The following is a 20,005-nucleotide window of genomic DNA, read 5'->3' on the forward strand; positions in this document are numbered from 1 at the left end:
GAAGACACTGAACTTTTGTTAGATTTCCAATATTCATGTTGACTAAGAGGTGAATCATAATCTGTTGTGAGCAAATTTTTCCTATGATAGTTTGTGCATTATAGTTTTTTTGATTACTTAGTATACATATTCAAGCATCAAGGAAAACAAATGAAAAATTATATAAGCACTATCATATTGTCTATTGCGGCAATTTTTTTAGTCGGTTGCAGTAGTAATATCAATAATTATGAAAATTTTGTGAATACCTTCATTGAAGATGAAGATTTATCTCCCTTAGACAGTATTGATTCATTAAAAGCGGTGAATCTTTTTGTATTAAATGACCAACATATCGGGCTTATAACCCAGAATAATAAATCCTATTTGCTCACCACGCCTGATAATTGCAAAAACATGTATTCTGCAAAAAAGATTATTCTTTTAAGTGAGGATAAAGCTATGGTTAAAGTCAATAATGGTAAAGTTGCCAGAGTAGGTGACAAATATACTGAGTGCACTATTACCGGTATGTACAAGTTGCACTCTGTACAATTAGATTTACTGTATAGCGCTTATCAGTCTAGCTTTAGAAATCCGCAGGGCGCCGTAAACGGATCTTCTAGCTATCCTAGAGGAATTTAAGCAGTGCCGTACCGGCCAATAATTTTCTTAGGCTGGCGGTGTTTGTAGTGCATGGGGGCGTTTACACGGGATGCGACAACGGTCCTCATCTTCAATAAGCTTGCACCCCAAACTTCAATAATAACCTTGGTAAAATATCATCCAAATTTTGCACATCTGTTTTCTCTAGCTGAATAAGTTTAAAGGCATATTTTTGGTAGACAGCTAACTTCTTTTCTTTGTGAGCTAAATACTTAGGATCGCTATTGTCATCCCAGAATTCGATATAGACTTTGCAGGTTGGGAGGTAGAAGTCGCAATATACTTTTTCTTCAATAGGCAATTTACGCTCATAGGCGTGGACTATTTCAGCCATATATAACCAGTTATCAATCATCATTTCAGCTTTCGAGCGAACAAAGTGCCCGTCTGTGGCTCTATGTTTAGTGTCAGTAGGATCTTTAACGTCTATTTGAGGTGATAAACTAGAGGTATCAATGCAAGTAGCAGTGACTGGGATACTTGATCCCGTAATATCCTTTATGGAACTGAGCAATAGTTTGGATTGGATTATCGTCTCTGGCCATCTCACATAAGGCACGCCCGATCGGCTATCCTCACTCTGAAGCGCACCTTGTTTAAGCCCTTGGACAGTCACAACCCAGCCCTTCAAACTTTTATCTATCCAGCCGAGCTCTGAAAACAAATGGTTTAATTTATTAGCTGAAATGTCAAATTGTTTACCTATTTTAGTCGAGCTGACCAGTTCAATTGGGATGTCAGGACTTTGATGTACAGGTAATTGAACCACATCAAAACTTTCGGGCCATTCGATGTAATCCCCCAATTTTATTGACGTTTTAATTCTGCCGCCAGCCAATTTACCCTTTGCAGTTAATGTCCATTTTTCAGACTCTCGAACTATATAATTCACTTCTTGTAGCTTGGCAAAAAGCACTTTAGCTTCCAGGCCAAGGCGTTTGGCAGTAGCTGTAGTAGAAAAATATTTGATGATTCACTCCCTAAGCTAATTGTCGGGCAAATAGTGTATATGAATTCTCTAAAAAGCGGCGATAAAAAAACCGGCTTTCGCCGGTTCTTGAATACTCCTTAAAAAAGTTCGTAGTCTACACCCTAAACTGCTGCACCGAGTTTTGTAATTCCTCAGCAAGCTTAGCGACCTCGTGACTTGATTCAGATGTTTGACTAGCGCCAACAGTGGTTTCTTCAGCAATATTGACAATATTCTCAAGTTTTTCACTTATCTCTTGTGACACTATGTTTTGTTCCCGCGCAGATTGCTCAATTTGGCTACTTACGTCATGGGCTTTATGTACGGCATCGGTAATTAACTCAAGGGCAATAGTGGCATTTTCGGCCTGCGCTACGCAGACTGTGGTTTGCTCTTTGCCTTGATTCATTACGGCTACTGCTTTTTCAGCTCCTGCCTGCAAAACTTCAATCATTGAGTTGATTTCTTGAGTGGACTGTTGAGTGCGGCTGGCTAATGTTCTAACTTCATCTGCTACTACAGCAAAACCACGACCATGTTCTCCAGCACGAGCTGCTTCTATCGCAGCGTTTAATGCAAGCAGGTTGGTTTGGTCAGCAACACCCCTAATAACTTCTAATATGCCGCCTATGCTAGCACTGTCTTGATGCAACTTATTAATAACCATAGCCGCTTCATCTACATCTTTAGCTAGGATCAGAATGGTATTTTTGTTTTCGTCTGAAATCGCCTTAACTTTTTCTGCTTCAGAATCAGCATGTTTAATCTGACTCAAAGTATCCTCTGCACTCTTAGTGACGAGTTGCGAGGTGCTGTGCATTTCGGTTGTTGCAGCTGCAACTTGTGCAACTTGTGATTTTTGATTTTGGATAGACTTAGTGGTTTGTGCAGTAACCGCAGATGTTTGCTCAGCGGCTGCGGCTAATTGAGCGGCGCGGGAACTGATCCCTGATATCAAGGTTTTCAAACTGTCTATCAAATTGTTGCAGTTTTTGGCTAAGTCACCAAATTCGTCTTGGGCAGAATCATCAAGCTTGCGAGTGAGATCCCCTGTAGAAACAACATGCAGCATTTCATTGACTTTATGTAATGGTTTAATAATAGCGAGTACGGTTCTGTATGCGATACCTGCAGCGATCAGTACCGAGATCAAACCAATCACTATGGTAATAGTTTTACCTGTACTGACAGAGTCGGCAACATCTTCTTTAGCGAATTTGGCTTTGGCGTCGGCAAGTTTTAATAAGTCATTTAGCTTTTGAATCGCATTTTTAATATTTTGTTCAGAGGCAGTGTATGCCGCGATAGCCTCTTGGCGACTGTTTAAGCGTTTGATTTGGGATTGTATCAAACCGTTAGGTGAAGAAATGGAATCGGTGACTCCTTCAATTAATTCATACAATTCACTCAAGGTGCCACTGTTGTCTCTGTCTCCAGCTGTGGCTTGAATTTGGCTTGATTTATCTTTGATTTGGTCAACAACTAATTTAACTTCATTACCAATAGTATCGGCTCTCACCAAGGTTTGTGTCTTAACGTATTCAGCACCTACTGTAAGAAGAGAGGTAAGACTAGATTCAAGGCCATTGGCAATATCAGCAGCTTGGCTTAATTGACGATTATTTTGCACCTCATCCATATCAGCGAAGTCTACAATTAAGGTTGAACCGTCATCAGCGTTATCTTCGATATTGCTAAGAACATCCAATACTTTATTACCGTATTCTAGATCGGCTTTTTTATTGTCAAAAATAGCGTTGACATTTTCAATGTACAAACGATAAATATTTTCGGTTTCAATCAAAGATTCTCGCAAATCTTGTTCTGCACTCACTACACTTGTCAGGATGCGTAATTCATTATCAAAATTGGCTTGGCTATCTTCGAAGGCCGTCTTTTTATCAGCCAAGGCACCTAGTGTTGTTTCATAATAAGCACCAGTGGTGAGACGGCCCATGTTTAGAAAAGATACTTTTAATTGACTACTACCACTTACAGTTGGCAAGGCTAAGGTATTAACCTCTTCAGTGGCACTATCTATACTTGATAAACTGGATACTGCAACACCGCCCAATATAACTAATAAGAGTGTAATTATCGCAAATCCACCGACGACACGAGTAGCTACTGTTATTTTCATTGAATTGCCCTAAATCAAGTTGGCAGTGTCCATACTGGCTTTAACTAATTTTCATAATGATTGCTTGATGCAACCTATTCTTATTCAAATACGACTATACCCGACTGAGTAAAAATTTATAGTGCTAGTGCTATTTTTCATTGACGTCAGCCTGATATTAAGTATCGGCTGAGTTCAATTAATCTTGATATTGTACCGAAAATAATTCGCCACTCGATAGTTTTAGCATTGTCATATTCTGCCCCCAAACGTAACCGGTGTCTAAGCCTAAAAATTGTGTTAGTTGGGTGTTACCATTCAGCGCAGCCCAATGCCCAAAGACCACTTTTTGGTGAGGTTTTAGCTTTTTATTGGGTACGTTAAACCAAGGTGTAAATTCAATAGGTGCAGTTTCTGGTGACATTTTGCAATTGAAATCAAGCTCGTCTTTATTTTTAATAAAACGCATTCGGGTCATGGCATTAACAATAAAGCGGAATCGTTCTGTGCCTTGTAACGACTTTTGCCATATCGAAGGTTGATTGCCGTACATTTCAGCTAGAAACCCCTTCCAATTTTTACTTTGTAATTGCTCACTCACTTCGCTGCTAAGTTTAAGTGCTTTTTTTACAGACCAGTTGGGGTAGAGTCCTGCATGACTAACCAAGGTATCTGGGTCAGCCATAAGTGCCAGTGGTTTGCGCCTTAGCCAATTAATATGGGTTTTCAATGTTGGACTGGTAAGCAAAGTATCTAAGTTATCATTAGGCTTGGCCTTGCGAATGCCTGAGTAAATGGCCAACAAATGTAAATCATGATTGCCTAAAACTGTATCAAAACTTTCTTCAAGGGAGTGAAGATAATTTAGGGTTTCAAGTGGGTGAGAACCGCGACCAATTAAATCTCCAACTGCAATCAAGTGGTCATTTGCAGGTGAAAAATCAACTTGTTTAAGCAGTCTCTGTAAGCCCTCAAAACAACCTTGAATATCGCCGACAATATAAGTGGCCATAATATTTAGTTGACTGCGTTAGGAACAGCTAAGCTAAAAACATTGATTGCTGCTTTGAAGCGCTCGCCATCTTCTCGTTGCATTTCATAGTAACCTTGCATTGTGCCAACTGGCGTATCTAATACTGCACCACTAGTATATTGAAATGAATCGCCAATTTGAATGTGTGGCTGTTTCCCAATAACCCCTTCACCTTGAACCTCGGTTTTTTCACCATTGCCATCGGTGATAAGCCAATAACGATTGATAAGTTGTACCGGTTGTTGGCCATTATTTTGAATAGAAATTTTATATGCAAAAACATATTTATCTTTATCGGGGATCTGATTTTTTAGATACTGAGTTTCAACTTTAATATCAATTTCATTAACTTGTTTCATTTGTTTTTTGACACTGCCATACACTTTGCTTGTTATGCTAACGAGTCTACCGCATTGGCAATTTTTGCATACTGCTCAAGCGATAAATTTTCTGCACGTAATTCTGGATTAATATCTAAATCGATAAGTTGTTGTTCGCTAAGACTCTCTTTCAAGCTATTACGAATAGTTTTGCGTCTTTGGTTAAATGCTTGAGCGCAGACTTTATGCAAGGTTTCTTCATTGATTAAAGACACTGGTTTTTGCTGATGGGGTATCAGTCTGACTACTGCAGAGTCGACTTTAGGTGGGGGATTAAAGGCTCCTGGTGGTACCTGTAACACAGGTATTATCTGGCAATGATATTGGGCCATAACGGATAGACGCCCATAACTTTTATTACCTGGTGAGGCAGCTAAACGATTCACTACCTCCTTTTGCAGCATAAAGTGCATGTCTTGTACTTTATTTGCAAAAGAGAACAAGTGGAACATCAAGGGTGTTGAAATATTGTAAGGTAAGTTACCAAAAATACGTAAAGGTTTGTCATCTGATAATAGTTGCGAGAAATCGTATTTTAGTGCGTCAGCTTCAACTATGTTTAGCTTGCTGGCTATAAAAGGATGGGTTCTTAACCTAGCTGCAAGATCTCTATCCAGCTCAATTACAGTGAGAGCATCGATTAATTCACAAACTGGCTCGGTGAGTGCCCCTAGTCCAGGACCAATTTCAACCATATGTTGATCTTTTTTCGGCCCTATAGCTGTGACTATTTGGTCAATTACGTAGTTGTCATGTAAAAAATTCTGACCAAAACGTTTTCTGGCTGTATGTCCTAAATGTTGTTTGCTCATTCTGTTTGCGCTGCTATTGATATGGCTTGTTCGATGGCAAGGTTGAAACTGCCTGCGTCTGCTTGACCGGTACCTGCTAAATCCAATGCGGTTCCATGATCGACAGAGGTACGGATAAAGGGCAAGCCCAAAGTGATATTAACTGAAGCCCCAAAACCTTTGTATTTTAGTACTGGCAGGCCTTGATCATGATACATGGCTAACACAGCGTCAGCTTGTTCTAAATATTTAGGATTAAAGATAGTATCGGCTGGCAGCGGCCCTGTGATATTCAACCCCTCTGCACGCAAAACATCTAAGGCTGGTGTAATCACCAATATTTCTTCTTTGCCCAGATGCCCGTTTTCTCCAGCATGGGGATTTAAACCACAAACAAAAATATGCGGTTTTTTAATACCAAATTTCAACATTAGGTCGGTATTGACTATATGCAGCACTTTATGCAATCGCTCAAAGGTAATCGCTTTAGATACGTAAGCTAGAGGAATATGCGTAGTAGCAAGTACCACTCTAAGACCCTCTGTGGCTAACATCATAACTACGTCATTAGTGTTAGACTCGTGAGCAAAAAATTCAGTGTGGCCACTAAAAGAGATCCCAGCGTCATTTATAATGCCTTTGTGAACTGGGCCTGTTACCACGGCATCAAATTCACCATCTAGATTCTTTTTGCATGCCTGTCGCAAGGTTTCCACTACATAATGGCCGTTTTCGCTATCAAGCTTTCCGCTTTGCACTGCGACCTTAGTTTTGATGTCTACAAAAAATAACTGCCCAGCAGGTAAGGTATGCTCAGCTCTTGCATCATAGGGTACTAAGGTAATAGCTAAGTTGAGTTGTTGAGCACGCTGCCTAAGCATATCGCCGTCAGCGAAAGCCACCAATTGTACTGGCCATTCTTTTTGTGCAATACCCAAGAGTAAATCTGGACCAATACCCGCAGGTTCGCCTGGGGTAATGGCTAATTTTAGTGGTTTCAATTATTCGCCTTGCTGCGGTAATACTTCAATATAAGCACTGGCGCGTATTTCACGTAACCAAACATCTGATTCTTCAGCAAATTTACGTTGAAATAACAACTGATAAGCTTTGTCTTCTTTACGTTTTTCAGTTGCATCGCCTACACGTTTTTCTAATAATTGCATAATATGCCAGCCAAATTGAGTTTTAACCGGTTGGCTGATTTCATTAATTTCTAAATTTGCTAACGCGTCGCGAAAATCAGCGACATACTTGCTGGGTTCAGCCCAGCCTAATTCCCCACCCTTTAGCGCAGACCCTGGATCTGCAGAATGTTCCTTAGCAAGTTCAGAAAATTCGGCTTCGCCCGCTAATATTTGTTCGCGAAACTCTTTAAGTAATTTTACGGCTTTCTCGTCACTTAAAATAATGGAGGGAGTGATCAGTATATGACGAGCATTTATTTCTTCTATTTCTACTTTTTCAATACCACGAAGATCTTTGACTTTCAAAATATGAAAACCGGCGCCACTGCGGATAGGGCCGATTAAGTCGTCTTTATCCTTTTTTTGTACTGCTTCGGCAAACAAGGTTGGCATGGAGTTAATATTCATCCATCCCAAATCTCCCCCTTCCAGTGCGCGAGAGCCACCTGAAGACGCCGTGGCAATTTTAGCAAAATCAGAGCCCTTGTTAAGTAGTTCAAGCACTTTGTCTGCTCGTACTTTAGCTGCCTCTATGTCAGCATCAGTTGGTTCTGGTGGAAACTCTATTAGGATATGCCCCAAGTTGTATTCTGCTTGTTGATCACCTTGTTCATCTATCAATTTCACCAAGTTATCGATTTCTTGTTGAGTTATGTAAACACGGCGGCGAACGTTGGCACGACGCACTTCCCCTAGAATGAGTTCTTTACGAACTTCTTCCCGGTATGTGTCGTAAGTCACTCCCTCTTGAGCGACTTTCTCACGAAACTGGGCAATACTCATTTTTTCACCTTGGGCTATATTGGTGATCGTTTGCTCTAGCTGTGGGTCACTGATTTGGATACCCATACGTTCTGCCAACTGCATTTGTAAGTTATCTAAAATGAGTTTTTCAATCGCTTGAGTACGTAAAACGCGATCTGATGGCAAGGTCTGGTCGTTAGCTGCGGCATTACGTTTTACCACTGTAATTAATTCAGATATTTGACTCTCTAACACTACACCTTGATCAACAATGACAGATACGCTGTCTAAGAGTTCTGGTGCGGCTTCAGTTCTAAGTGATAAGAAAGAGCTAATTAAAAGGGCGACTACTATTACTTTCATGGTTATCTTTACTTTTTTAGTTAAAGGCGTTGTTTGATGACGCGCGTTGGGTATGTCAAAAGGTTAGCTACAATTAGTGAGTTTAAACCCCAATTAGTTCAATACAAGAGCATCAATTCAAACCGCTCCTTAATTCAGTTCAATACAAGAGCGTCAATTCAAACCGCTCCTTAATTCAGTTCAATACAAGAGCGTCAATTCAATCCGCGCTGCTATTTAGTTCAATAGATAAGGGCGTCTATATCCAAACAAGCCCTCTCTTAATAAATTTCGAGTGGTGAAGTATACATTAAAGCCTGATTCAAATTCATCGGTACTTTGTGCTCCATCATCATCAAATCGGTTACTTAGGTTACGTTGAGCAACAAAACTGACGGTCCAGCAACATGATTCATATTGCAACCCAGCATAACTTTCTACGGTTCTGCTAAGTTTTAAGTCGTGATACCAGCGACCAACCCACTGCCAATTTTTAGCTAAAGGCCAACTTGCGGTAATCCCAACTTGATTAATTTCTTCAGAAGATAAGTCTCGTACGTAACGATGGTTGATTTGCATTATTTTATTTTCAGCTAGCTGATACTCCAAGGATACACTACTACGTTCTACCTTATCGGTAATAGTTGAAACCTGAGCTTGAGTATGCACATACCATTTACTGCCTATTTGCCAATCGAGTTCAGCTGCTAATGCGGATCTATCATCTTCTTTGGATGCATCGTCCACTTGGTTATCTTGTAAATAGAAAATTTGTCCTAGGCTGAGTTTAAATCGCTCTTGGTTATTATTGTCTACAAACCTTGATGTCATACCCAATGTAATTTGATTGTTGTCGCTGATACGGTCAAGGCCTGTAAATTCTTGCCCTCTGAATAATCCAGCTGAGTCATTAAAAAGTCGGGTGGTGTCATATAATCCAATATTTTGTTGATCTTCGAAGCTGGTATACAAATATTGCACTTTAGGTTCAAATGTTTGGGTTGCCTCTGAGCCAAACCAACTTGCAGGCCTTTCAAACGCTAAAGAACCAAACACTTTCACTTGACCTAAAGTACGAGAAATATTTTCATCGAGAGTTGAATTTTCGATGTTTTCCTGAATATACCTAGTATGTAAAACCGTTGCTTCCGCTACAAATTCGCTCCATTGATTTTTAAATGGATAGCGCACTGTAGGTGCAATATGGAAACGTGTTGCTGTTGGGTCGTCAATTTCGCCGTTTTCGAAGTAGGCTAACTCTGAGTTGATTTGAAATTCGGCGCCTAATCCCATTGGTGTTAAGTAGTTGAGTCTGATTTCCGGTAAGGCACGATAACTATTAGGATGGTTCCCTAATACTTCGAAGTCTCTAAATTGCGCTGTGAGCTCTAAGTCTTGAGAAAAGTAACTCACTCCTAGAGTTTTATATAAGTGGGTATCCGCTCGATTATAATAATCAGAACCTAAGTCAACAATATAGTTGTCGTCGCTTAAACCATTAATGTCGGCATTGACTCGCCAATTTTTGTTAATTTGGCCGCTGTGAACTAATCGATAAAAATAACGCTCTGAGTCATCGTCAAGATCTTGGTCGTTAGGTAAATATTCGATATTTGCCTGACCAGTATGTTTTTCAGTTAAATATCTAAACTCGGTTTTAAGCTGCAATCCACGTTCTGACATTAACCTTGGACTAAAGGTTAGGTCGTAGTTGGGGGCAATGTTCCAATAAACAGGTTGTTCAATACTGACCCCAGTAGAGCTATTACTGGCAATGTTTGGATACAAAATACCAGATTGCCTTTCATCGTTTATTGGGAAAGAAAAATACGGTAAATACAGTACTGGCACATCTTTAATATAAAATCGAGCGTGCTTAATTACACCTCTAGATTGATTAGGGGTGATTTTTATATTGCTGGCTTGAATACGCCACACTTCATCATCCACAGGGCAAGTGGTAAAACTGGACTCAATAAGATTAATACCCGTTTTTTCTCCAAGGCCTATTTTTTCTGCTTTACCGTGGCCTTGTACCTTATTTAGCTGATACAAAGAATCCTCAATGAGCAATTCATTTGAAATTCTATTTAGCTGTACATTTTCACTGGATACAGTGATGTTACTATCTTGAAAACTGACGTTGCCTGTCGCCTTGAGGGTTTGGGTCTGGCGATTGAGGATCGCTTCGTCAGCTTTGATTTTAACTTGGGAACTATCGATTTCAACTTTGCCTTTGAATTGCGCAAAAGTATCTTGATTGATTTCACTATCTTCAGACTTAACTTGAATTTGACCATCAAGTAACGAATTTTCGAGATTAGGTCCGGCCAAAGGAATAAAACAGACTTCTTCAGCGTCAGCTAGCCCAATCGACATCAATAGCAGACTGAAAAATAAGAATTGTTTGTTTTGTATACTAGACAAGTACAAAGTGACCTAAAGTTGCATTTAAAACAGCGAGTTAATGCGTAATTTTAAAGGTTTCAATGGGATTTACCAGTAAACTTGCAAAAAAAGCTATATTTCGCCATTCTTGGCCCTCATCCAGCAGCCAACTTTGCGCCACGATAAGAGAAACCATTGAAATCACCGTTATCTTTCAAGCAACTTCGAAAACAACAATTACACTCTTGGATCAATCACAACACTGAGTTTGAGTGTGAATCCTTGGATATCGTATCTGGTGATGCAGGTTTTCGTCGGTACTATCGATTTGTTCAAGGGGGAAAATCGATCATTGCTGTAGATGCGCCACCAAAAAGTGAGGACACCAGCCAATATATTGCCGTGGGACAAAGTTATAGGGAAAAAGGCTTAAAGGTGCCAGAAATATACGCCTACGATCTTGAACAGGGATTTTACCTACAGCAAGATTTCGGAAATCGACTTTTTAGTGAATGTTTGACTGTGGACTCCTGTGACGAACTTTATCCTAAAGCACTCGCTAATATTCCGGTCATCCAAAATTGTTTATCTACTGCAAAAGGTCCATTGCCGGCGCATGATGAAGCATTCATCGATAGAGAGTTGGGGCTTTTTAATGATTGGTTATTAGATAAATATCTTCAGTTTAGTGTCACTGAAACCGAAGCAAAAATGCTTGCTAAAGTCTTTGGTGATGTGAAAAAGGTGTGTTTGATGCAGCCTTCTGTAGGTATGCATAGAGACTATCACTCTCGTAACTTGATGTTGCTTGAGGATGATGAAATTGGTGTGATTGATTTTCAAGATGCGGTAGTGGGACCTATTACTTATGATGCGGTTTCCTTGCTAAGAGATAGTTATCAAGACTGGCCAAAAGTAAAAGTTCAGCAATGGTTAAAAAATTGGCATGCAGAATACTATTCGCAGTATCCATGGGCTGAATTTAAAATGTGGTTCGATTGTGCGGGTATGCAAAGGCAAATTAAAATTGCAGGGATCTTTGCACGTTTGTGTATACGGGATAATAAACCAAGTTTCTTAGCTGATATTCCGCACACTTTGAATTATTTGATTGATGTTGCCAGTCAGTATCCAGATTATTTAGAGTTTGCTTGTTTTGTTCGTGAGCGAGTATTGCCGAATGTGTTACAAAACCTAAAGTTAAAGAAACATGAAGCTTAAAACTGCGATGATTTTAGCGGCAGGAAGAGGGGAGCGAATGCGCCCGCTGACGGATAAAGTGCCAAAACCTTTGCTGAAAGTACAAGGCAAAGCGTTGATTGAATATCATCTTGAAGCGCTAAAGTGCTGCGGATATCAGCGAGTTGTTATTAATCATGCATGGTTAGGTGAACAGATAGAAAGGTTTTTAGGTTCAGGTGAACGTTTTGGTTTAGAGATACTCTATTCTGCCGAGGTGCAAGCATTAGAAACAGCTGGTGGGATCTTTAATGCTTTGCCATTGCTTTGTCCCGATAGTCAGGATGAACTTTTTACGGTGGTAAACGGCGATATTTTCACTGATTTTGACTTTGATACTTTACCTAGCCATTTACCGGAAGGGGTTGAAGCCCATTTAGTGATGGTCGATAATCCAGACCACAATCCCCAAGGGGATTTTTGTTTTAGTGGCGATAAATTACACTCAAAACAAGGAAAGAAACTGACCTGCAGTGGCATAGCCGTTTATTCTAAGTTCTTTTTTGAACAGGGTAGTTCGGGCGTTAACCGTTTGGCTCCTATGTGGCGTAAAGGCATTGACGAGGGGGCAATAGGTGCGCAATATTTTACAGGGCAATGGACAGATGTGGGAACCCCTCAGCGTTTAATCGAATTGAATAATACAAACAGTTAGCGGAATCAGATGATAGGCAAAATATTAGGTACCATATTTGGATTTATGTTTGGGCGTATCCCAGGCGCGGTTTTAGGTTTTTTTGTTGGGCATATGTTCGACAAAGGATACAGCAAAAATTTTAATCAAAGTGGTGGTTTTAACCGCTTTTTTGCCAGTCAGGATGACTTCAAAAGTCAGGCTGTTTTTTTCCATTGTTTGTTTTCAGTCATGGGACATGTTGCCAAAGCTGATGGTAAGGTCAGTGATATTGAAATACGCATGGCGAGTGCCCTGATGGATCAGATGAATCTTGAAGGCGATATGCGCAAAGAGGCGCAACAAGCTTTTAGGGATGGCAAAGCCGCAGATTTTGCTCTGAAACAAACCGTGCAAGAATTCAAAGAGTCTTGTCATGGTCGCCGAGATATTTTGCAGGTGTATTTAGAAATCCTCATTCAAGCGGCCTATGTAGACGGAAAACTGGATAAATCTGAACAAGTTATTTTAGAGACAGTGTCCCAATACTTAGGCTTTAGCCAGCACGATTTACTTTATTTAATGTCAGCATTTGAAGCAGAAATGCGCTTTAGACAAGGTGCAGGTGGTAAACAAAATGCGAATGGGCAAAAATATTCTTCGCAACAATCGTTAGATGACGCTTATAAAATTCTAGGTGTGAAAACATCCGACGACGATAAAAGCATCAAAAAAGCCTACCGCAAATTGATGAGCGAACATCACCCCGACAAATTAGTGTCTAAAGGCTTACCCAAACAAGCGCTAGAGCTGGCAAAGAATAAAACCCAAGATATTCAGTCTGCTTATGAATTGATTAAGGAGAAACGCGGCTTTAGGTAAACTCAGAGCTGATTAAGTTATTCTTCAGTTTTTGTTCATGCTTTTCATTCCACACTAACAGCAGGTTTGAAAAGGAAAGTGAAATGAAAAATTCAAGTTTACTAATTTTAAGCAGTTTACTATTGTCGAGTTCAGTTTTGGGCGCACAAAGCGATAGCTGGAGTGCCCAGTCTACTGAAAAGCAGTTCGATAAAACTAGTCAGGTGATAGTAAAATCATCTGAAGGTGAGCATAAAAATGCTTTGGTATTGACACCCGATGCTCAATCAAAAATAGCCTCAAGCAATGCGAAAAAAACTCAGGCACAAGCCAAAATATTAACAGCGAGACCTGATGTTAAGGCAATATATCAAGAATTTTGGATATATGATGCTTGGGTCGAATTTTACAGTGATGATGATAGAGATGGGTATTTTAACCATTTTTCCGTTGAGTTTGATGCTGATACAGATTTTAACTCCGCAACTGTTTACGCCAGATTATATTTAGGTAAGGATGAGGTGTTCAAGGAGTATCATGCCACTTCTAACTTCAATATCTATTCTGACACGAACACCGACAGTTTTGTTGTTGAAAGCGAATTATTAAATGGTTTTGCTTCTGCTGATTATGAAGTATTAATTGAGTTGTACGACGCTTACAGCGACGAGTTAGTGGCGGTTTACGATGGTTATAATGATGCGGATTTGTATTTATTACCTCTAGAAAGCAACGAATTCGAAACTGTTCAAGTTGTAGTGGTGCGTGAACACGGTGGAAGTTTGAGTTTATTGGGATTGTTTCTTATACCCTTGATATGGGTGAGACGTTTTAAAAAGACAGCATAATAATCACTCGAAAATAATCAATCAAAAACTTGCTTTGAAAAAAGGCTGGCTTTTATTGAAGTCAGCCTATGTGTCTTCTGGTTCGTTGGTATCGACCACTTCGGTGGTCACCTTCTGAACCAATTTTACCCTGCCGTGTTTAACCAGAGTGTCTCTAAGCACATATTCGATTTGGGCATTAACGCTGCGTAAATCATCATCTGCCCAGCGCTGCATGGCGGCCAATACGTCAGCATTTATTCTCAGAGGAAATGCTTTTTTAGACATGGTATTCCTTGTGCTTAATCCTAATATAAACTGCCGCTATTAATAATGGGTTGGGCGTTTTTGTCGCCGCACAACACCACTAACAAATTGCTTACCATCATGGCTTTGCGCTCTTCATCAAGTTCAACCACATGTTGTGCCTTTAATCTGTCTAATGCCATTTCAACCATACCCACCGCGCCTTCCACAATTTTGCTACGAGCGGCAATGATAGCGGTTGCTTGTTGACGTTGCAGCATGGCGCTGGCTATTTCTGCTGAGTAGGCCAAATGACTGATTTTAGACTCATGCACAGTTAATCCGGCTTTACCTAAACGCTCTTGAATTTCTTGCTTTAAAATTTCAGAAATATGTTGAGGGTGACTACGCAGGGCAATATCGGCACTGTCATCATCTTGGGGATCATAGCAGTAACTACTGGCCATATTTCGCAGCGCTGATTCAGTTTGAATAGTCACGTAACTTTCATAGTCATCTACTTCAAACGAGGCTTCTGCCGAGTCTGTAACAGACCATACCACTATGGTCGCGATTTCTATGGGGTTACCTAAGTTATCGTTAACCTTTATTTTAGCCGATTCGAAGTTGCGGATCCGTAGTGAGACCGTTTTGCGTATAAAAAATGGAATAGTCCAGCGAAGGCCATTGCGTTTTTCGGTACCCACATAACTGCCAAATAAGGTCATGACTTTAGCTTGGTTGGGTTGCACCATAAAGAAGCCAGCCCAACAAATAAGTACAATAATGGAGCAAAGGATACTCACTGGAAGTAAAATTTCGTTTACTACCATGATGCCGAAGCTAACTTGTAGTAAGGGTAAAGCCACAAAAAAAGCCAAGTACCCGTTAATAGAAAAGCCTTTTTTCTCTGTAATCATTGCGAACTCCTAAGTGATATCATTATGATATTGTTATGAGGTTAATTCTATTTGATTAAAAAAGCAAATGGATTTATAAGACACTAATTTAACTTCAATTTTCGGATAAAAAAGTATTCTCGTGAATGCCTAATTCTAGGCATATGTGCTTATCCACTTGAAATTATTAGGAATTTGTCAGGTTTTTTAACACATTGTCTAAAATGTTTTTTTTGCAATTTTCTAATTAATTGTTTTTTATTAAGAAATTTTTTTGGTGCAGAACTTGCTTAGTGTATGACCAATAGGTCAAGTTTGCCTGTTGAAGTAGCATTATCCCGCTCTCTGTCATACGGATGTCACAGAAGTATTAGAACATCGCTCGCAACAAAAATAATTTATTAAAAGTCGGTAAACCGACATTAAAAAATCCAGGAGAAAACATGAAATTAAAATACCCAGCCCTGCTGGCGGCTCTCTGTGCTTCGACGGCTCAGGCCACAGAAGTCTTCATAAATGAAATTCACTACGATAATGCGGGTGCAGACTCTAGCGAATTTGTTGAAGTGGTGGCGCCAGAAAATATCGATTTAACGGGTTATCAAGTCGAACTTTATAACGGCAGTAATGGCACTGTGTACGCGACCCTGACCATTAGCGCACAAACTGTGAGTGATGGTTATCGCTATGCTACTTTGGCTCACTCTGGAATCCAAAATGGGGCCCCTGATGGTATGGCATTGTCTAAGCCTGATGGTACGGTTATTCAATTTTTAAGTTATGAAGGTAGCATGACAGCAACGGCTGGTAATGCTACAGGCTTGACTAGTGAAGACATCGGTGTGGTTGAAACTAGCTCTACAGAAGTAGGTTATTCTTTGCAACTAGCCGGTACTTTGGGTAGTCAATATTCAGACTTTACTTGGCAAGTACCTGCAATTGCAACTGCAGGTGCGCTTAATAATGGCCAAACTTTTGTTGATAATGGAACGGGTGGTGAAACAGACCCGGGCGACACTGATCCTGGCGATGGCGGTGAGGAAGGCGATACAGGTACTACGGGACAAGCATTTGTTATTATAAATGAAATACATTATGACAATGCTGGGGCCGATGTTGGTGAGGCGATTGAAGTTGCCGGTATTGCGGGTACTGATTTATCTGGTATGAGCCTAGTTTTGTACAACGGTTCGAACGGAACGAGTTATAACACTATTGCCTTGTCTGGCGTGTTGACAGACCAAGCAAATGGTTTTGGTACCCTGTCTTTTGCTATTAGTGGTATTCAAAATGGTTCACCAGACGGAATTGCATTAATAGATTCTGAGGGTGGGGTATTACAATTCTTAAGTTATGAAGGGACTCTGACAGCCACCGATGGACCAGCAGATACCCTAGAAAGCACTGATATTGGTGTTGAGCAAACCTCATCTACATCAATTGGACATTCGTTACAATTGACTGGTACAGGCTTCAACTACGAGGATTTCACTTGGGCTGAAGCAAGTAGTGAAACTTTTGATGAGATTAATGCCGAACAAGTTTTTGTACTACCAGTGCCATTCATAAACGAAATTCATTATGACAATGCTGGTACAGATGTTGATGAAGGTATCGAATTAGCTGGTTTAGCGGGTATTGATTTATCTGGAATGACCCTAGCTTTGTACAATGGTTCGAACGGAACGGTCTATAACACGGTTGCTTTGTCTGGTGTGTTCGCAGACCAAGAAAATGGGTTTGGTACCCTGTCTTTTGCCATTAGTGGTATTCAAAATGGTGCCCCAGACGCTATTGCGTTAGTAGATGCACAAGGTGTGGTCTTACAATTCTTAAGCTATGAAGGGACGCTGACGGGCACAGACGGTCCGGCAGTTGGCTTACAAAGTACTGATATTGGTGTAGCAGAAACTTCTTCAACATCTGTTGGTTCTTCGTTGCAATTAACTGGCACCGGTGTGCAATATAGTGATTTTGTTTGGAACGACCCAGCCACCAGTACTTTTGATGCAATCAATAATGACCAAACATTTGGTACTGTTGACGGAGACGGTGACGGTGGCGGTGACGGTGGCGGTGACGGTGGCGGTGAAGAGCCTGAACCAATTGATATTGGTGCTTGTTTAGATACAGCAACGTTTATCCATGAAGTTCAAGGTAGTGGCGCTGCAAGCCCTATGCTTGGTAACACGGTTGTCATTGAAGGTGTTGTGACTGCTGTTTTCCAAGGCTCTGGACAGCTTGGTGGATTCTTCATTCAAGAAGAAGATAATCAAGTTGATGCAGACCCAACTACTTCAGAAGGTGTTTTTGTATACGACACTTCTAACCTTGTTGAAATCAACGATTTGGTTCGATTGCAAGGTAGTGTTGCTGAATATTATGAAATGACACAAGTGCAAGATGTCACCGCTTTACTAAATTGTGGTCCTGCTGGTTCAAGTGTAAGTGCGTCAATTTTAACTTTGCCACTTAATTCTCTTGATGAGTATGAGCAAGTGGAAGGGATGTCAGTTGCCTTTTCACAACCTCTAACGGTTACAGAGTATTTTAACCTTGATCGTTATGGTCAAATAATGCTTTCGGATGAAAGAACCTTTCAGTTTACTCACAACAGCCTGCCGGATGCGACTGGGTATGCTCAACACCTTGCAAATAAACCTTTGAATCAAATCCTACTTGATGATGGAAGTACTTTGCAAAACCCTGAAACAATTAGTTATTTTGCCCCTACTTCAAGTGCTAGTAATACCCTTCGTGGAGGCAGTATTGCCAACATTACAGGTGTGATGAGTTATTCGTTTGGTGCGTACGCTATACAGCCGGTTGACGAAATAGTGTTTACCGATGTATCGCCACGCACTGAAGCACCAGCTGAATTAGACGGTAACTTCAAAGTAGCAGGTATTAACGTACTGAATTACTTTACTACCTTAGATGCAGGTTCAAATAAATGTGGACCTAGCAACCTTGATTGTCGTGGTGCAGAAAATGCTGAAGAGTTTACTCGTCAAAGAGATAAAACAATTGCTGCTATCAGTATTATGGATGCAGACGTACTTGGGTTAGTTGAGATTGAGAACAATGCAACAGAATCTCTAAGTGATCTTGTTAGTGGCTTAAACGATGTGGTTGGTGCAGGAACTTACGCTTATGTTAATACCGGCACAATTGGTACTGACGCCATAAAAGTAGGGGTGATTTATAAACCAGCCTCAGCTACGCCAAAAGGTGCATTTGCCATACTTGATAGCTCGGTTGATCCACTATTCTTAGATAATAAGAATCGCCCAGTATTAGCGCAATCATTTACTACCACCAGTGGTGAAGTATTTACTGTTGCGGTTAATCACTTAAAATCGAAAGGTTCTGCTTGTGATTCCGACGGAGACTATGATGCTAATGACGGTCAAGGTAATTGTGCTGGCATCCGTGCTAATGCAGCTACAGCCTTGGTTAATTGGTTAGCAACCGATCCAACCTCAAGCGGTGACGACGATTTTCTAATCTTAGGTGATTTAAATGCCTATGCCATGGAAGACGCTATTACTAATCTTACTGACGCTGGCTATACCAATCTAATCTCTGCATTTGGTGGGCCTGAAGCATACTCTTATGTATTTGATGGTGAACTTGGGTATTTAGATCACGCGTTAGCGAGTGCTTCGCTAACTGAACAAGTGACTGGGGTAACAGAATGGCATATTAATTCTGATGAACCTGATGCGTTCGATTACAACACCGACTATAGATCAGCAGATCAGATTGCCACATGGTATTCGCCTGATGCGTATCGTATGTCAGACCATGATCCGGTGATTATTGGTTTTGACTTCGAAGCCGCTGTAGTGGTTGTCGAAGGTGACGTAAACGGTGATGGTAACCTTGATATGAATGACTATTACGGCTTTATTGGTGCCTACGGCAGTTCTGAAGGTGATGCGGCATATAACGCTGCGGCCGACATGAACAGTAATGGCATTATCGATATGACTGATTTCCAACTTTGGTACCAAGCTTTTTTAGCACAATAATTTAAATTAACCCATGCCTACTCAAGGTTTTGAGTAGGCTCAATATATGAGATAAAGAAATGAAATTAATGAATATAATTAAAACAACCTTTGCTGCACTCATGCTAACTGCGTCTGCAGCACATGCTAATATTGTTGTGACCTTCGACCCATCGACTACGGATATTTCTGTAGGTGATACTTTTACGGTTGATGTTTTAGCGACGGCCGACTTAGCCGATGCATTTGTAGCATTTGATATTGGTTTTAATTTGGACGCAGATAGTATTGCATTAGGTAGCGATTTTTCCGCTCCACCTTCATTTTTCAATGATGTTGCTGGTTTTGCTAATAGCTTCCCTGTCGCCTTATATGGTACAAATATTTTATTAGCCACCTTAACTTTTACTGCAGCTACAGCTGGTGATTTAGTACTTGATCTAAATGCAGGGGAATTTAGTGCCTTTAGTTTTATTCCATTTGACAGTACAGCCCTCAACATCACTGTTAGTGAAGTGTCTGCACCTGCTACTTTAGGTTTGTTAGCTCTTGCTTTAACTGGATTGGTTAGTTTACGCCGCAAAGCGTAATATTACGCAGTATCAAAAAAGGCGGTTGATATCACTATCAACCGCCTTTTAAATTTTTCTAGAAGCTAGAAGCTAGAAGCTAGAAGCTAGAAGCTAGAAGCTAGAAGCTAGAAGCTAG

17 protein-coding genes are annotated in these 20,005 nt (G+C 40.4%); 7 read left to right on the forward strand and 10 right to left on the reverse strand.

Annotated elements, in window-relative coordinates:
- Window positions 1-150 precede the first annotated feature (150 nt).
- Window positions 151-624 (forward strand): DUF6491 family protein, encoded by a 474-nt coding sequence (locus tag AAC000_RS07260; protein ID WP_339721384.1) that lies wholly within the window; start codon window positions 151-153, stop codon window positions 622-624.
- Between the two features lie 91 nt (window positions 625-715).
- On the opposite strand, the gene AAC000_RS07265 is transcribed toward AAC000_RS07260, so the two are convergent.
- From AAC000_RS07265 to lptD, 8 genes are all read right to left on the reverse strand, one after another.
- Window positions 716-1,561, reverse strand: a complete 846-nt coding sequence (locus AAC000_RS07265; protein ID WP_339721385.1) for a glycerol kinase — start codon at window positions 1,559-1,561, stop codon at window positions 716-718.
- A 169-nt stretch (window positions 1,562-1,730) separates the two neighbouring features.
- Window positions 1,731-3,755: a methyl-accepting chemotaxis protein gene (locus AAC000_RS07270; RefSeq protein ID WP_339721387.1), complete on the reverse strand. Its 2,025-nt coding sequence runs from the start codon at window positions 3,753-3,755 to the stop codon at window positions 1,731-1,733.
- Between the two features lie 178 nt (window positions 3,756-3,933).
- Complete coding sequence (locus AAC000_RS07275; protein ID WP_339721389.1) at window positions 3,934-4,746, reverse strand: symmetrical bis(5'-nucleosyl)-tetraphosphatase; 813 nt, start codon at window positions 4,744-4,746, stop codon at window positions 3,934-3,936.
- A 5-nt stretch (window positions 4,747-4,751) separates the two neighbouring features.
- Entirely contained in the window at window positions 4,752-5,126 is a 375-nt protein-coding gene (apaG, locus tag AAC000_RS07280; RefSeq protein WP_339721390.1) for a Co2+/Mg2+ efflux protein ApaG, read from the reverse strand.
- Between the two features lie 32 nt (window positions 5,127-5,158).
- A complete protein-coding gene (rsmA, locus tag AAC000_RS07285) occupies window positions 5,159-5,959 on the reverse strand; it encodes a 16S rRNA (adenine(1518)-N(6)/adenine(1519)-N(6))-dimethyltransferase RsmA (RefSeq protein ID WP_339721391.1) in 801 nt (266 codons plus the stop codon).
- Window positions 5,956-6,939, reverse strand: coding sequence for a 4-hydroxythreonine-4-phosphate dehydrogenase PdxA (gene pdxA / locus AAC000_RS07290; RefSeq protein WP_339721393.1), 984 nt, complete (start codon window positions 6,937-6,939; stop codon window positions 5,956-5,958). The genes rsmA and pdxA overlap by 4 nt, the downstream gene beginning before the upstream one ends.
- On the reverse strand, window positions 6,940-8,232 hold the full coding sequence (surA, locus tag AAC000_RS07295) for a peptidylprolyl isomerase SurA (protein WP_339721395.1): 1,293 nt from the start codon (window positions 8,230-8,232) through the stop codon (window positions 6,940-6,942). It abuts the gene before it with no gap.
- Between the two features lie 216 nt (window positions 8,233-8,448).
- Entirely contained in the window at window positions 8,449-10,638 is a 2,190-nt protein-coding gene (gene lptD / locus AAC000_RS07300) for an LPS assembly protein LptD (RefSeq protein ID WP_339721397.1), read from the reverse strand.
- A gap of 156 nt (window positions 10,639-10,794) precedes the next feature.
- On the opposite strand from lptD, the gene AAC000_RS07305 reads away from it, so the two are divergent.
- The 4 genes from AAC000_RS07305 (at window position 10,795) to AAC000_RS07320 (ending at window position 14,160) form a co-directional block, all read left to right on the forward strand.
- The gene (locus AAC000_RS07305) at window positions 10,795-11,820 is read left to right on the forward strand and encodes a phosphotransferase (protein WP_339721399.1); all 1,026 of its coding nucleotides are present in this window, start codon (window positions 10,795-10,797) and stop codon (window positions 11,818-11,820) included.
- Entirely contained in the window at window positions 11,810-12,493 is a 684-nt protein-coding gene (murU, locus tag AAC000_RS07310) for an N-acetylmuramate alpha-1-phosphate uridylyltransferase MurU (protein ID WP_339721401.1), read from the forward strand. Before AAC000_RS07305 ends, murU begins: the two co-directional genes overlap by 11 nt.
- 9 nt (window positions 12,494-12,502) lie before the next feature.
- Complete coding sequence (gene djlA, locus AAC000_RS07315) at window positions 12,503-13,333, forward strand: co-chaperone DjlA (protein ID WP_339721403.1); 831 nt, start codon at window positions 12,503-12,505, stop codon at window positions 13,331-13,333.
- 83 nt (window positions 13,334-13,416) lie between these two features.
- The gene (locus tag AAC000_RS07320; protein WP_339721405.1) at window positions 13,417-14,160 is read left to right on the forward strand and encodes a choice-of-anchor H family protein; all 744 of its coding nucleotides are present in this window, start codon (window positions 13,417-13,419) and stop codon (window positions 14,158-14,160) included.
- Window positions 14,161-14,226: 66 nt separating this feature from the next.
- Here the strand turns inward: AAC000_RS07320 and AAC000_RS07325 are convergent, their stop codons facing one another.
- Together AAC000_RS07325 and AAC000_RS07330 are read right to left on the reverse strand one after the other, a co-directional pair.
- On the reverse strand, window positions 14,227-14,427 hold the full coding sequence (locus AAC000_RS07325) for a hypothetical protein (protein WP_339721406.1): 201 nt from the start codon (window positions 14,425-14,427) through the stop codon (window positions 14,227-14,229).
- Between the two features lie 20 nt (window positions 14,428-14,447).
- Complete coding sequence (locus AAC000_RS07330; protein WP_339721407.1) at window positions 14,448-15,305, reverse strand: SPFH domain-containing protein; 858 nt, start codon at window positions 15,303-15,305, stop codon at window positions 14,448-14,450.
- Window positions 15,306-15,727: 422 nt separating this feature from the next.
- On the opposite strand from AAC000_RS07330, the gene AAC000_RS07335 reads away from it, so the two are divergent.
- Window positions 15,728-19,318, forward strand: a complete 3,591-nt coding sequence (locus AAC000_RS07335; RefSeq protein ID WP_339721409.1) for an ExeM/NucH family extracellular endonuclease — start codon at window positions 15,728-15,730, stop codon at window positions 19,316-19,318.
- Between the two features lie 68 nt (window positions 19,319-19,386).
- Window positions 19,387-19,887, forward strand: a complete 501-nt coding sequence (locus tag AAC000_RS07340) for a hypothetical protein (RefSeq protein WP_339721411.1) — start codon at window positions 19,387-19,389, stop codon at window positions 19,885-19,887.
- Window positions 19,888-20,005 lie beyond the last annotated feature (118 nt).

It is taken from the genome of uncultured Paraglaciecola sp. (genome assembly GCF_963977085.1).
Taxonomy (GTDB): domain Bacteria; phylum Pseudomonadota; class Gammaproteobacteria; order Enterobacterales; family Alteromonadaceae; genus Paraglaciecola.